14 protein-coding genes are annotated in these 14,617 nt (G+C 62.1%); 5 read left to right on the forward strand and 9 right to left on the reverse strand.

Going from position 1 to position 14,617, the window contains the following annotated elements:
* Positions 1-2: 2 nt before the first annotated feature.
* Together LBW87_RS03595 and LBW87_RS03600 are read right to left on the reverse strand one after the other, a co-directional pair.
* A complete protein-coding gene (locus tag LBW87_RS03595; RefSeq protein ID WP_225200050.1) occupies positions 3-725 on the reverse strand; it encodes a gluconate 2-dehydrogenase subunit 3 family protein in 723 nt (240 codons plus the stop codon).
* 282 nt (positions 726-1,007) lie between these two features.
* Positions 1,008-1,775: a dienelactone hydrolase family protein gene (locus LBW87_RS03600; RefSeq protein ID WP_225200051.1), complete on the reverse strand. Its 768-nt coding sequence runs from the start codon at positions 1,773-1,775 to the stop codon at positions 1,008-1,010.
* A gap of 316 nt (positions 1,776-2,091) precedes the next feature.
* On the opposite strand from LBW87_RS03600, the gene LBW87_RS03605 reads away from it, so the two are divergent.
* Both LBW87_RS03605 and LBW87_RS03610 read left to right on the forward strand, forming a co-directional pair.
* Positions 2,092-3,183: a YjgN family protein gene (locus LBW87_RS03605; protein ID WP_225200052.1), complete on the forward strand. Its 1,092-nt coding sequence runs from the start codon at positions 2,092-2,094 to the stop codon at positions 3,181-3,183.
* Positions 3,180-4,181: a M48 family metallopeptidase gene (locus tag LBW87_RS03610; protein ID WP_225200053.1), complete on the forward strand. Its 1,002-nt coding sequence runs from the start codon at positions 3,180-3,182 to the stop codon at positions 4,179-4,181. Before LBW87_RS03605 ends, LBW87_RS03610 begins: the two co-directional genes overlap by 4 nt.
* 7 nt (positions 4,182-4,188) lie before the next feature.
* Here LBW87_RS03610 and LBW87_RS03615 read toward each other — a convergent pair whose 3' ends face one another.
* The 4 genes from LBW87_RS03615 to LBW87_RS03630 form a co-directional block, all read right to left on the reverse strand.
* Positions 4,189-5,559: an MmgE/PrpD family protein gene (locus LBW87_RS03615; protein ID WP_225200054.1), complete on the reverse strand. Its 1,371-nt coding sequence runs from the start codon at positions 5,557-5,559 to the stop codon at positions 4,189-4,191.
* Positions 5,559-6,344, reverse strand: a complete 786-nt coding sequence (locus LBW87_RS03620) for a transporter substrate-binding domain-containing protein (RefSeq protein ID WP_225200055.1) — start codon at positions 6,342-6,344, stop codon at positions 5,559-5,561. The genes LBW87_RS03615 and LBW87_RS03620 overlap by 1 nt, the downstream gene beginning before the upstream one ends.
* 112 nt (positions 6,345-6,456) lie before the next feature.
* Entirely contained in the window at positions 6,457-7,413 is a 957-nt protein-coding gene (locus LBW87_RS03625; RefSeq protein WP_225200056.1) for a MurR/RpiR family transcriptional regulator, read from the reverse strand.
* Between the two features lie 279 nt (positions 7,414-7,692).
* Positions 7,693-8,598 carry a LysR family transcriptional regulator gene (locus LBW87_RS03630; protein ID WP_225200057.1) on the reverse strand — a complete coding sequence of 302 codons (906 nt, stop codon included), beginning with the start codon at positions 8,596-8,598 and terminating at the stop codon, positions 7,693-7,695.
* A gap of 182 nt (positions 8,599-8,780) precedes the next feature.
* On the opposite strand from LBW87_RS03630, the gene LBW87_RS03635 reads away from it, so the two are divergent.
* Together LBW87_RS03635 and LBW87_RS03640 are read left to right on the forward strand one after the other, a co-directional pair.
* Positions 8,781-9,743, forward strand: a complete 963-nt coding sequence (locus LBW87_RS03635; RefSeq protein WP_225200058.1) for an agmatinase — start codon at positions 8,781-8,783, stop codon at positions 9,741-9,743.
* A 29-nt stretch (positions 9,744-9,772) separates the two neighbouring features.
* Entirely contained in the window at positions 9,773-10,186 is a 414-nt protein-coding gene (locus tag LBW87_RS03640; protein WP_225200059.1) for a RidA family protein, read from the forward strand.
* A 129-nt stretch (positions 10,187-10,315) separates the two neighbouring features.
* Here LBW87_RS03640 and LBW87_RS03645 read toward each other — a convergent pair whose 3' ends face one another.
* From LBW87_RS03645 to LBW87_RS03655, 3 genes are all read right to left on the reverse strand, one after another.
* Positions 10,316-10,459, reverse strand: coding sequence for a hypothetical protein (locus LBW87_RS03645; protein ID WP_225200060.1), 144 nt, complete (start codon positions 10,457-10,459; stop codon positions 10,316-10,318).
* A 278-nt stretch (positions 10,460-10,737) separates the two neighbouring features.
* Positions 10,738-11,490, reverse strand: coding sequence for a 2-keto-4-pentenoate hydratase (locus tag LBW87_RS03650; protein ID WP_225200061.1), 753 nt, complete (start codon positions 11,488-11,490; stop codon positions 10,738-10,740).
* 202 nt (positions 11,491-11,692) lie between these two features.
* The gene (locus tag LBW87_RS03655; RefSeq protein WP_225200062.1) at positions 11,693-12,571 is read right to left on the reverse strand and encodes a serine hydrolase; all 879 of its coding nucleotides are present in this window, start codon (positions 12,569-12,571) and stop codon (positions 11,693-11,695) included.
* Positions 12,572-13,337: 766 nt separating this feature from the next.
* On the opposite strand from LBW87_RS03655, the gene LBW87_RS03660 reads away from it, so the two are divergent.
* On the forward strand, positions 13,338-14,549 hold the full coding sequence (locus tag LBW87_RS03660) for a porin (RefSeq protein ID WP_225200063.1): 1,212 nt from the start codon (positions 13,338-13,340) through the stop codon (positions 14,547-14,549).
* The last annotated feature ends 68 nt before the right edge of the window (positions 14,550-14,617 follow it).

A 14,617-nucleotide genomic window follows, 5' to 3' on the forward strand; every position in this document is an offset into this window, starting at 1 on the left:
GATCAGCCCTTCTCTCCCAGAATCGACACAGGGCCGTATGGATATTTCACGTTGTACTGGTCAACCCAGTCAGCAAAGTCGGCGCGCGCGCCGGGGAAGCCAACCATCTTCCAGCCGCCCATCTTCTGGTTGCCGCCGTACATCGGGTCGGCGAAGTAGCCTTCCTTCACGTTGCCCAGCATGAAGCTGAAGAAGGTCTTGGCCGGCAATGCGTCGAGTTCGATCTTGCCGCCTTCGAGTTGCTTGAGCACCTCGACCTGGGTCTTCTTGTCGAGTTCGGCGAACACCTTGCCGTGGGTCTTCTGACACCATGTATTGACGGCGGCGATGCCCTGGCGATAGATATCGCGTGGCACCAGCGACAGCTGGTAGCCCAGTTCAGGCACGCGGTCGGTGTGGAACGGTCCCTGCATGTACCAGAGCTTGCCCGCGCCGTACGGGGTTTCCATCTGGCGATCGATGAATTCGGGCACACCGGTCTCGAGTGCGCCGGCGCCATACTGGTCGGAGGGGATCAGGGGATCGACTGCGGCATTGATGAATGCCCATTCGGCCGCAGTGAAGAAGGTGGGGGTATAGGCACGTGGCTTGCCGGGTTCGGACGAATCGGCGAGCGCTGCCTGGCTGACGGCTACTGCGCTGGCTCCACCTAGCGTTGAGGCTGCTGGGACGATTGCCAATACCTGGCGCAAGAAGCGCCGCCTCGGCTCTTTGTCTTGTGACATGGACTTTCCTTTGGGCTGTGGTTGAGGGTACTGCTGTGGGCACTAGGCGAACCTGGGGTCACATGGCTGACCACCGTTCGCAGCGCGTGCCTCTTATATGTTGCAATCGGTCTGCACCGATACCATCAGGCATCGGTGCAGACCGGAAATGCTTTTTGTCAAAACGCGGCAAGATACCGGGCGACCTGGATCGCACCCGTTTTTAACGAAGAACAACTGGTTTTACATCGAACTATTACGAGCCAGCCGCACGAGGCTATCCCTCGTGCCAGCCTGAAACCTTTAATTCAATACTTCACCGAAGAAGTCCTGCAGCGCCAGCGCAGCGCGCTCGGCGGTCTGGCGGTGATAGAAGAAGCCGGGGTTGTTGGCATCGGGGTCCGTGAACGAATGGCCCGCCTGACCATAATTGATCAGTTGCCAGTCGATGCCGGCGGCGCTGACTTCATCGATGAAGCCATTGACCTGCTCGCGTGGCACCGATGGGTCCTGCACACCGTGCAGCACCAGCACCGCGCCCTTGAAAGCGCTGGCGGCGGGCGACGGCGTATCGAGTGCGCCGTGCAACGAGACGGCGCCACGAACATCGGCGCCATCACGCGCCAGTTCGAGCGCGGCGGTGCCGCCGAAGCAGAAGCCGCAGACGCCGACCTGGGCTGCATCGATCTGCAATGCCTGCTGCTGGCGAAACGCCGCCAGCGCCGCATGCATGCGGCGGCGCAATTCGGCACGATCCTGCTTCAGCGGGATGATCACCGCCAACGCATCGTCGCCCGTGGTGGGACGCACGGTCTTGCCGAAGACATCGGCCACGAAGATGGCATGCTCGCCACCGATGGTGGTGGCAGCGATCTCGAGCGCCTGCTGGCGAATACCGAAATAGTTGGGCACCGACAGCACGCCCGACACCGGTGGCTTGGTGCGATCGAACAGCAGCACGTTTTCGTACTCGATGCCGTCAAGGGTGTGGCTGATGGTTTCAACGGCCAGATCGGCGGCGGGGATGCCCAACTTCTCGGCGATCGCGGCGGCGTTCCATGGATGAGACATTAAGGCTCCTTGAGTGACGGTGACAGCGGCGGTGAAGCCGTTATCACGTCGGGAATTATTGGAATTCTTGATTGGCGCGGCAGGTGCATGCAACGCAAAGCTACTGCACTTGGGGCAGCATGTTCGCACAAAGCGTGCATCTCTGCAGGAGCGTCCTGCGCTGCGCCGCACACAAACACGACCCGGTTCCATACATCACCCGTACAAGCCGGGCCACGCCTGAGCTTGACTTGACTTTTTACTGCGAGCAATCGATTCTTGCGCTCACCTAGCCGGCAAGAAGCTTCGACCAACACCATTTCCCTGAACGGATGTCATGAACGAACACCTCGATTCGAACCGCCAGCCCGATGCTGCGCCGCCCACTTTCCCGACCACCATGCCCGCGCCAGATGCGCCGCCCGCAGAACGCTTCGTCTTCAGTGGCCGCGGCTCTGAATACTTCCGTATCTGGATCGTCAACCTGCTGCTGTCCGTGCTCACGCTGGGCATCTACTCGGCCTGGGCCAAAGTGCGGCGCCTGCGTTATTTTTATGACAACACCACCGTGGCCGGCACCAGCTTCGACTATCACGGCAAGCCGCTGGCCATCCTCAAGGGACGCGCCATCGCGCTGGTGTTGCTGGTGCTATACCATGGCGCATTCCAGATCAGCCCGGTGATCGGCCTGGCCGGCATGCTGGTCGTGGGGCTGGTGGCGCCCTGGCTGATCTGGCGCAGCCTGCAATTCAAGCTCTATAACTCCAGCTATCGGGGCATCCGCTTCGGCCTGCGCGGCAGCGCCGGCGGCGCCTATTTCAACTATCTGCTCTTGCCGGTCACGGTGTTCTTTACGTCGGGCCTGTTGTGGCCGATGGTGCACCAGCGCATCAAGCGCTTCCAGCACAACGAATCGCGCTTCGGCGCCACCCACTTCTCGTTTCACGCCACCGTCGGCGGTTTCTACAAGACCTATCTGCTGGGCATCGGCATCTGGCTGGCCGGCATGGTGGCCATCATGGTGGCGTTCAGCGGCAGCATGATGGCGCTGGCCCAGGGCGCGTTGAGCGCATCGCTGGTATTGACGATCCTGGCCCTCTACACCTGGTCGTTCCTGATCCTTCCCCTGTTTTTCACGCTGCTGCAGAACCTGATCTGGAACAATACCCGCCTGGGCCCGCACCGTTTCACCAGCAATATGAACTGGGGCCGCATGTGCTTCATCGCGCTGACCAACGTGATCGGCATCGCCTGCACCCTGGGCCTGTATACGCCCTTCGCCAAGATCCGCGCGATGCGCTACCGGATCGAATCGATGAGCCTGCTGCCGGCCAGCGACCTGGATGAATTCGTCGCCAGCACCGAACCGCCCGGCTCGGCCACCGGCGAAGGCGTCACCGACCTGTTCGACTTCGACCTTTCCCTATGAGCCAGCCGCCCATTGCCGCCTGGTATTTCGACGGTCGCAGTTCACGTCGCCACGCCGTGACACTCGCCGTGCATGACGGCGTGGCAGTCGTCAGCGGCGAAGTCGAGCGCAGTTGCCCGATCAATCAATTGCGGGTCTCCGAGCGCTTCAACCGGGCAGCGCGCAAGGTCAGCTTTGCCGACGGCGCCTACCTCGAAGTGCGCGATGCGGAGAATTTTTCCGCCCTGTTGCAGGCCACCGGCCATCGCGACACCACGGTGGTGCGCATCCAGCAGAACTGGCGCGCCACGCTGGCGGCGACGGCAGCGCTGGTGATGCTGGTGGCGCTGAGCTACCTCTACCTGTTGCCGCTGGCCGCCGGGGTGGTGGCGCAGGCGTTGCCGGTGTCCGTTGACCGCCAGGTAGGACGCGGCACACTGGATTTTCTTGACCAGCACCTGCTGGCGCCGAGCGCCCTGCCGCCATCCCGGCAAAAAGCCATCGTCTCGCGCTTCACCGCGCTCACCACGCCGGTGCCCGACGCCCCGGCCTACGAGGTCGTGTTTCGCAAGAGCCGCATCGGCCCCAATGCCTTTGCCCTGCCCTCCGGCACCATCGTGGTCACCGACGAACTGGTCAATCTTCTCGACGATGATGACGCCCTGATGGGAGTGATGGCGCATGAACTGGGTCATGTGCACCAGCGCCACCTGATGCGGCGCCTGCTGCAGAGTTCGGCCGTGGGGGCGGTGGCCACCGTGCTGTTCGGCGACGTATCGGCGGTGCTGGCGAGCGTGCCGGCGGTGCTGGTGGACATGAAGTATTCGCGCGACTTCGAACGCGAGGCCGACGACTATGCCATCGCCATGTTCAGCGCCAATGGCTTGCCGCGCCAGAAACTGGCCAGCGTGTTCGAAAAGCTCGACGGCATGAGCGCCGGCAGGCAGCAGCCAGCGCCCTACCTGTCGAGTCATCCCTCCAACGAGGAACGCATCGCGCACATACTGGGCAGCCGTTAAGAAAGTATTACGCCAGCAGCGCCCGCGCCGAAGCTTGGTGTTCGAGCGCACGCCACTGCGCCAGCCAGGTGGCAGAAGACGCCGCCAGGCCGGCGTTGGCCAGGCAAGCCATGAACTTGCGATCGATCTCGCCATCGCCGAGCGGCTCGCGTGCGGCGCCACGCGCATGGGCGCGCATGCCGTCCAGCGTGGTCCCATCGACCAGCGTCAGCGTGACCCGCGCGCCTTCGGGCGCATCGGCCCGGACCTGCGGATCATCCCAGGCGCTGCTGCTGGTCATGCCGATTTTTCGCATCAGGGTGCGCAGGCGCTGGTCGTCCAGCGTCGCCACATTCAGGTGGCGTAATTCCAGCGTGCCATATAACAGCGATGCCGCAATCGCAAACGGCATGCTGAACTGGGCCTGCTGCGGTGACACCGGATCGTCGTGCACCAGGTTGGCGATGACGATCGGCGGCACATCGCACACGATGCGCGCGATATCGTCGATAGCAATGTCATGCTGTTGCAGCAACTGCGCCACTGCATCGACGGCAGCATGCGATGACAGGCAGACCGGAATCCGCTTGACGTCGATGCCGGGCTGCTGCAACGACCAGCGCTGCCCCAATGCATCGAAGCCCGTCGCATCGAACTCGCCGCCGTTGAACAAGCGTGCAAAACCGTTGCGATGCTCGAAGGCGTCATGCGGGCCACTGGCGCCGATACTGGCCATCAAGGCTGCCGTGACGCCGGCCTCGCTGGCCCGTCCCGCCAGAAACGGCTTGGCATCCGTGCCGAAACAGGCCTTGATGCCGGCCGCACCGGCGACCGCCAGGCCCAGCGCGCTGGCGGTGCGCTGCCAATCCATGCGCAGCAGCCAGGCCGCTGCCGCACAGCTGCCCACCGGCCCCAGCACGCCGGTGGTCCACCAGCCCAGATCGTAGAGCACGTTGTGACTGGCCGCGCCCAGCGCATATTCGCATTCGGCGCCGGCGACGAAGGCCGTCAACAGGTCCTGCCCGCTGGCGTCGAGATGCTGCGCCATGGCTACGGCGGCCGGCGCGATCACAGCCGAGCCGTGCACGAAACCGGCGTAGCAGTTGTCATCGAAGTCCAGCGCATGGGCTGCCACGCCATTGACGAAACACGCCTGGCGCACGTCGAGCGAAGCGGCCCGCCCGATCACCCGGCATACGCCGGTGGCGCCCGACAGTTGCGCCAGCACGAACGCCCGCTCGGCCACCGGGGTGACCGAGCCTGCGGCCATCACGCCGACCGTGTCGATGAGGCAATTGCGCGCGATGTCATTGACCATCTGCGGCACCGCGCCGGCAGTCAGGCCGGCCACCCAGCGCGCCATCTGTTCGATGGCGCCGTTCGATGGGTGCTCCAACATCACTCCGGCAGCGTGCCGGCCGGCGCGCCCAGCCAGGTCTGCGACAGCTTGTCGATGGTGCCGTCGGTACGCGCCTCGCGCACGATCATGTTGATCTTCGCCAGCAGCGTCGACTCGCCCTTGGGCATGGCGATATAGCACGGCGCGTTGGCCAGGATCACCTTCAACTCCATATCCAGCGCCGGATTCATCTTCTGCAGCGCAGCGGCCACGGTGGTGCCGGTGGCGAACATCTGGGTCTGGCCGGCCAGGAACGCCGACAGGGTCGCATTGTTGTCTTCGAAGCGCTTGACGTTGGCGCCTGGGGCCATCTGCTCCAGTTCCTGGTCCTGCATCGAACCGCGGGTGACCGAGATGGTCTTGCCTTTCAGGTCTTCAAAGCCGGTGATCTTGACTTTCTTGGTGCCGAACACGGCATCGAAGAACGGCGCATAGGCAATGCTGAAATCGACCACCTTGGCGCGTTCGGCAGTCTTGCCCAGCGACGAGATGGTGATGTCGGCCTTGTTGGTCTGCAGGTAGGCGATACGGTTGGGCGCGGTGACCGGGATCAGCTCGACCTTGACGCCCAGCTTCTTGCCGATCAGCGTCGCCATGTCGATGTCCAGGCCGCGTGGCTGCATGTCGGTGCTGACCGAGCCGTAAGGCGGGTAGTCGGTGGGCACCGCCACGCGGATCGACTTGCGCGCCATGATCGTGCCATACAGGTCGTCAGCGTGGGCCGATGAAATACAGGCCAGGGCGGCAGCGAAGCTGATCAATGCGATGAACGGGCGGCGTTTCATGGGAGGTTCCTTTATGAGAGATGACAAAGATCGAGATAAGGTGCGCTTTGCGCTTTGTCAGTCGCATGTCTCGGGCATGCGCCGCTCCGGTAATGTGTGATGCGAATTCGATTCAGCGCCTGCTGCGCCGGGTGGCCGACTGCGTGGATGTGGCCGGCGCACCGGCGCGCGGCTCCAGCGCCGGCGCCTGTTCGCTCTGCATGCCCCACCATTCGCCCACGCCCCACATCTTCTTTTCGGTGTCGGCGATGTGCGACCTGATGTTGACCTTCGAGGTCGCGGCGGTGAGCGCCAGCAGGATCTCGGCGATCAGGAACGCCGGCACCATGGTGTCGAAGAACGAGGCGCCCTTGTTGGGCACCAGGATGGTCTCGGCGGCAATCCGCGCCAGGGGCGAACTGGCGCTGTCGGTAATGACCACCAGCCGCACCCCCGCCTGCTGCAGATGGGTGGCGATCGACATGGCCCGGCGCGAGTGCGGCGACATGCTGCAGATCAGCAGCACGTCGCGCGACGACGGCTGGTGCATGATCTTCATGATGCCGCTCTCGCCGGCGCCATCGATGAGCGTGACGTTGCGGGCGAAGTATTCGCTGACGTGGGCGAACTGGAACGCCACCGGAAACGAGCCGCGCAAGCCCAGGCAAAAGATTTCACGCGCCCCCGACAACAGCCGCGCCGCACGCACCACCGGCGTCATGGTGTCGACGCTGCAGAGTGACTGGATCTGGGCGCTGGCATTGCTGGCCAGTTCCATCGCCAGCGCCTCTTCGCCGATGCGCTGGTTCAATTCCACCAGGTCTTGCGCGCGCGAGCCGAAGCCGTTGCCGCGTTCGCGCAGGCTGCTCTTGAAGATGTCGCGGATGCTGTCATAGCCAGGCAGGTCGAGCGCCTTGGCCAGGCGCGTCAGGGTCGAGGCCGGCACTTCGATCAGGCGCGCCTGTTCCCGCATCGACAACACCGCCACCTCGTGCGGATTATCGAGCACGAAGGCCGCCGCCAGACGCACCTGGCGTGGCAGGCTGTCGAAGCGTTGCTTGATCAGGTCGGTCAACTGGGGCTGGTTCACGGTGGCTTCACTGGCTGGGATGACATCCCCTCCCCAGCAACATATGTGCCAATCGAAACAGCAAACGATACAAATGAATCATTTCGACGGCGCGACGACGCACCGCGATGTTCTGCCGTCCCAGCAATACCCTGGCGATCCGGTTGAAACAAACGATACAAAAATGGCGGTTATCGATGCAACCGCGTGGCTAACGAACCGAGGCCGGACCAACCCCTCGGGCAACGCCATGCCCCCATAACGTACGTTCAGGCACGAGCGCGCCCCAATTTGGGCGTGCTATGCCCCGATTGCGCTGCGCAGATGAAATTCGTCCAACAGGCTGAGAAAAAGATCGGCCCGATGGGTCGAGGGCCGCGACGGATCGGTGACGGCGCAGATGGGGTGGGAAAAGCTGGGGCTGCCGCGCCGCACGCGCAGCTCGTAGCGCTTGCCGATCAGTTGCACATAATGGCTGGGCAGCAGGCCCACGTAGTCGCCGGTGGCGACCAGCAAGGCGATGGCTTCCAGCCCGCCGGCCTCGGGCCCGCGTTCGTAGGCGCCATCGGCCAGCACGCTATCGACATACGGGTGAGCTCGGTAGACCAGCGGCAAGCCGCGTCGGCTGCGGGGCTCGGCGTTATTGCCGGGTTCCCGTCGCACCGCCCCGTAGATGCGATGCGTTTCTGCAAACAGCGGCAGATAGTCGAATTCGTCGTCGCCCGGGTAGCGGCCGCGGATGGCGATATCGACCCGGTGCTCGCGCAGCGCCTGGTTCAATTCGGGAAATGCCAGCACTTCGATGCGCGGCTCTACATTGGGCGCGCGACGCTTGAGCATGGCAATGGCCTGCGGCAACTTGCAGTCGGGGTGTCCCAGCGCATGTTCGACCACCCCCACCGCCAGCGGCCCCGACAACACCCCGTGCACGGCATCGATCTCGGGCCGGATACGCTCCAGCGAGCGCAGCGCCGCCGTCGCCAGCTTGACCGCCACCTCGCCTTCCGGCGTCAGGCGGAACCCGGCCGGCCCGCGCTCGCACAGGCGCACGCCCAGGCGTTCTTCGACTTCCCTGACGTGACGGCTGATCGATGCCTTGGACATGTGCAACAAACGCTCGGCGGCGGCAAAGCCGCCGGCCTCGGCCACATTGCAGAACACCCGCAGCGAGCGCAGGTCACGTTCATCCAGGTCGAGTCGCACCATGATGGTCCTTTTGATTGACGGTGGGAAAAGTCTTGAAAAACAAGACTATACCTCCAAAAGAATCATTTTTTATTCGGGTGGCGACTGGCTACAGTGCATTGCAACAGCGGCGACATCAGTGCTCGCCGCCATCGACTTAGTCTCAGTCCCAGTCTTCGAATCGCCCTCAAAGGATGCCCGTCATGGAAGCCCTCACCATCCCGCCACGTACCGGCCACAAGACCCTGCTCTATTCGGAGCTGGTCACCGACATGACCGACCTCAAGGCCGACATCGCCGTGCTCGGCATGCCTTTCGGTGCGGCCTACAGCGCGCGTCAGTACAGCAACGACCAGACCAATGCGCCACAGGCGCTGCGCGATCTGTCGGATCGCATGGTGCGCCATCCGAGCCACTACGACTTCGATATCGATGGCCCGTTGCTGCAGGAGCGGGACGATATCCGCTTCGTCGATTGCGGCGACATCATGCCCGACCTCAGCCGTCCGGACGACCACAAGCGGCGCGCCGAAATCGCGGTGCGCCAGATCGTGCGCGGCGGCGGCATGCCCATCGTGCTGGGCGGCGACCACGGCATCACCAACCCCGTGCTGCGCGGTTTCGACGAGGTCGGCCCGGTCACGCTGGTGCATATCGACGCCCACCTGGACTGGCGCGACGAAGTCAACGGCGTGCGCGATGGCTTGTCGAGCGTGATCCGTCGCGCCTCCGAGCTGCCCTTCATCAAGCACATCGTGCAGATCGGCCTGCGCGCCCAGGGCAGCGGCCGTCCCGCCGACTACCGCGCCGCCAAGGAATGGGGCGCCGACCTGGTCACCGCCTATGAACTGCATGACATCGGCATGGATGCGGTACTGGCGCGCATTCCCGATGGCGGCAACTATTACCTGACGATCGACGCCGACGGTCTCGATTGCGCCATGATGCCGGCCGTCGATGGCCCGGCCCCCGGCGGCGTCACCTTCCTGCAGGCGCGCAAGCTGATCCATGGTCTGGTCAGGAAGGGCCGCGTGGTGGGCATGGATATCGTCGAGATCCAGCCGGCCAAGGACAACGCCAGCATGATCAGCTGCGTCACCGCTGGCCGCCTGATCGTCAATCTCATCGGCGCCAGTATCCGTGCCGGCTATTTCGACAAGAAGTAAACCTGACTCCCTCACTCATCGGAAAAAACATGGCCCACACCCGAATCCGTAAATTCAACACGCGCGCAACCTACCCCGAGCAGACCATCGACAACGACCTGTGCCAGGCTGTGGTGGCGCGCGGCACCATGGTGTTCCTGCGCGGCCAGATCGGCCAGAACCTGGACACTTCGGAAAGCGTCTGCATCGGCGACGTGCGCGGCCAGACCGAGCAGGCGATGCAGAACATCGACATGCTGCTCAAGGAAGCCGGCAGCAAGCTGGAGCATATCTGCAAGGTCACCATCTACATCTCGGACCCGCGTTTCCGCGAAGACGTGTATCAGGTCGTCGGCAAATGGCTCAAGGGCGTCTTTCCGGTGTCGACCGGCATCGTCGTGACCGCCTTTGCCCGTCCCGAATATCTGGTCGAAGTCGACGCGACGGCAGTCATTCCCGACTGACGCGCTTCGGCCCTACTCTCTCTGGTAAGTCGTAGTATCTTTGGCCGCACAGCTTGTGCGGCCTTTTTTTCGTCCAAAACGAAACCGGCGCCTCAAAGGCGCCGGTTTCAATGTGTGCTGCAGCAAAAATCAGGATCGATGCTGGTCGGTGCTCTGCGACAGGCCAGAATACCAACTGCAGCTATGCGGCTGGCCCTGGTGCGAACCGGTGGAGAGGTCACCCTCGTTCAGGTAATCGACCAACTTGCGATAAAGCATGGCGAAATATTGCATGACCTACCCCCATTTGTTGCGATTGAATGTGGCAGCTGCTTGAGCAGTGCCGTTGTTCACAGGCGCCGAGAGCCACCGATGAAATTGTTTATACAATTAATTCTAGGGGAGGACTGCCAACACGTCTATCGGGTTTTTTCTGATAAACGACTTCATGTTCCTTACTTTATGCACCTTTACCTCAATTCGTCGCCCCTGCGCAACGCCAGGCACGCCTTGCCAGAACAGATGTTCACCATGAATGAAACAATGCGCACATCGATCCAGTTTCCGGCATATCAGTCCGAAAAATTCAGGTACACATCGCCCAGCCCCGTCAACTGCGCATGCACCCGGGCGCCCGGGCGGGCGTGCTGCACGCCGGTACACGAACCGGTGGTGATGATCTGCCCTTTCTTCCATGGCAGGCCACGCTGCGCGCAGTGATGCGCCAGCCATGACAGCAGCGGCCAGATGTCGCCGGCCGGGTTGGCGCCGGTCATGTGCGCCACCTCCTGGCCATCGAGCGCGACACTGGCCGTGATCCGGCGCACGTCGGTGGCGGCTTCCTCGAAGGCAATCGCCGGCCCCAGCACCAGGGCGCCATGACTGAGCAGGTCGGCCAGCCCCACCAGCGGATTGGTGCAGGGTGGATTGGCCAGCCGGGTCTCGACCACTTCGATCACCGGCAACATGGCGTCGAACACCCTCAGCATGGTTTGCCTGGTGGGCAGCGCGGCGCCGGGATCGAAGTCGTCTGCGACGCGCAGCGCCAGTTCGGCCTCGAGTCCGCGCATGCGCCACTGCGGGCCGTCCAGCACCACGCCCGAAGGCAGCACGCCGGCTTGCGGCAACGGCGCACAGCAGGGCTGGCCATCGGCGCCACGGCCGACCTTCCAGCCGCCCACGGGGCCCCACTGGCGCAGGCCGGCGTCCTGCACCGCATAGGCGGCGGTACTGTCGGGCAGCGAGAAATGGCGCCAGTCGACGGTGCTGTTAGTGATACGGGCGTCGCTCAACAGGCGCGCGGCAGAGGCGATATGCACGGACATAGCGTTATGCTCATTAGGAAGATGACGAGCATTGTAATGGCGCAACCGGCAGTGGCAAAAAAATGCCTTTTAAACAACCCGCAATAAGGCCTTCGCTGGCGCAAACCGCTTACCCGTGCCGTGCACGCCAACTTATAGATCTCGATGGCATCGTCCGCAGGAGCAAGCGACTCTTCCCCGCACGCAATATCCGCTGCAATTGCTAAGTGGGCATTCCTGTTGTCGCCGCATCCTGCCGCGCACCCAGTTCGTCCCAGCACGCACGCGCCATGCGGCCGATGGTATTGAACACCGAAAAATAACCCGGCAAGCCATCGGGCATCACCTTCGGCACTTCATCGGTGTAGGCCGCCATGATGAACAGTGGCCGGGACTTGCGATAGACGATGCCGCAGTCCATGCGGCCACGCTTACCGGTACCGCCCTTGTGCGCGACAAAGGTATCCTCGGGCAGGCGCGATGCGATCTTGGTGCGCAGCTTCTGCCAGCTCATCACTTCGATGGCCCACTTGCATTGCTGCGCCGTACATCCCAGCAGTTCGGCCGCCCGCGGGTCATCGATGGCGCGCAGGATCAAATCGAACAGATGGCCCTGATCGATCGGGGTAGTGGTGGTCACTTCGGACAGCGGATGATTCGCCGGCATATCAGGGCGCGGCACCGACGTGCGATGGACCGTGCCGTGCATCCCGACCGTACGACAGAAGTCGTTAAGCTGGTCCAGGCTGATACGTTCCATGATCATCGCCGTACAGACGTTGTCGCTGATGACCATCATCTGCACCAGCGCATCCTGCAGCGTGATGGTAAAGCCCGGTTGCAGGAACTTGAAGGTCCCCGATACCACGCCCTGGCGCAATCGTTCTTCATAGACGATCGGCTCGTCCAGGCGCAGGCGAGCGCGATTGACCTCGCGCAACACCGCCATCAGGATCGATACCTTGCGGGTACTGGCCGTAGGAAACACATAGTCACCAAGCCGGTTGGCGTGACTGCCGTCGAGCAGGTTCTTGACATACCAGCCAGTCACATAGCTCTGCTCGTCGCAGATGCTATTGAGGTCTTGCCACAACTTGTCCATGTTCTTCTCTTTCGTATGCGAACGGCGCCAGGGCGCCTAAGTCAGGGATGTCACGCTTGCGGCAGATACCCGCCCGCATCCGGCTGCCGCGTTACCGCCGGATGCACGGCCGCCATCATCGCCCCATCGTATTTACTAATGAAACAACGTATTTATTAACAACACATTCTTATGAAAAGCCTTTTCCTTGTCAAGGCAGCGTTGCGCGCAACGGACCAGATTACGGGGCGGCCGACTGATTTGACCGGGCTTTCATGCCAATGCTGCATAGGCCGGCATGTCCCGTGCGCTTGAAGCCCATATGAAATCGGCTCTTCACTGCAAGGCGCCAACTATGTACAAAGCATTGCACTGGCCGTCAGCTGCGACGACATGCAAAAAAAATCTAAAAGATTTTGTGGTTTTTATGAGGCGGTTTTTTTGCGCCAGATTGGCGCAGTCTTTTTGCACTATCAATGTGAGCGTCGCCGCCCCTACCGCCTCAAAGCCAGATAACAACGAGCATTGCGCTTCTTCAACCCGGGTCCTGTTTTGGTGAGCGCGGCGCCAGGACATTCAAAAGTCAAAAAATCGCCCCTCTAAAATTGTATCACTCAGTAATACGCGGAATTATTTAGCAAAACTTCATTTGACATGCCGAGTTCGGGCTGACTATTATTGTCTCGCCTATTAACCATATGTATCTTTAGATGATACAAGCAAGGCAAAGAACTTGACCTCGGGGTGAGTGTTTATCGTTACTAAGCATTTCTAAAGGGAGTGGAGCATGAAGAAGGGTGTAATGGCATTTGCGGTGTTGTCCGCGTTTGCAGGATTGGCACAAGCCCAAAGCAGCGTCGTCATCTACGGCATTATCGATTCGGCGGTGGTCTATAACACCAAGGTCGCCACCGGCACAGCCCGCAATACCGGCAGCCTGGCGGCGCTCAATTCCGGCGGCCTGCAAGCCTCGCGGATAGGCTTTCGCGGCAAGGAAGACCTGGGTGGCGGTCTGTTCGCAGAATTCGGCCTGGAAAACGGCTTCTCCACCGACAACGGTGCAGCGCTACAAAGTGGTGCCTTGTTCGGGCGTCGTTCCATCGTAGGCTTGTCCGGCAAGAGCTTCGGCGTACTGCACCTGGGCCGCCGCAAGGACTTCACCGACGAGATCGCCGGGGCTTACTCCAGCATCACACCGTACAGCGGCTTCATCACTGCAGTCCACGCCAACAACCTGGACCGTATCGGCGGCAATCGCGCCAACAATATGATCTACTACAGCACCCCGACCTGGTCCGGTTTCCGGGCCAACGTCAGCTATGGTTTCGGCGAAGCGGCAGATTCCATTTCAACCGGCCAGTCATTCGGCTTTGGCGCCAACTATGACCAGGGCGCGTTCGGTATCGGCTTTGGTTACTGGCAGTCCAAGCTGGGTAGCGCCACTACTGCCTCCAGCGACCAGGGTGCCGGCAGCGGCGCAGGTTGCAGCACCACACTCGCCTCGAATGCAGGCAAGGCAGGATCGACCTGCATCAAGACCTGGATTCTCGGCTCGCACTACGACTTCGGCATGGTGACTGTGCGCGGCACCTATTCCGAGGTAAAGCAGCCGCTGCTCAACACCGGCTCGGGCGCAGCGCCGAATTTCAACACCGCGTTCACGGCAACTGCCGGCACTTCGGCGTTCACTGCCGGCGGTGTCAACAACAAGAAGGCGCAGATCCTGGATATCGGTGCCGATATCCAGCTGACGCCTGCGCTGTTGCTGACGACCAGCGCGATCCAGTCGCGTTACGACTTCATCGGTGCATCGACCAAAGGCAAGCTGACCGCGTTCCTGGCTGGCCTGCAATATTCGCTGTCCAAGCGCACCACGTTGTACTCGACCATCGGCACCCAGAGTGCTTCGTCGATGTACAACCCGGGTACCGGTGCCGGTGCACCTGGCGCGGATGCCCGCAGCAGTTTCCTGGCAACCGGTGTTCGTCATACGTTTTAATGAAGTAGCCGTTGCAAGTGTAGTCTCTGGGAATTGACATCCTCTATTTTCCGGCCCGCTTGCGGGCC

The organism is Herbaspirillum sp. alder98 (assembly GCF_020179755.1).
Taxonomy (GTDB): domain Bacteria; phylum Pseudomonadota; class Gammaproteobacteria; order Burkholderiales; family Burkholderiaceae_D; genus Herbaspirillum.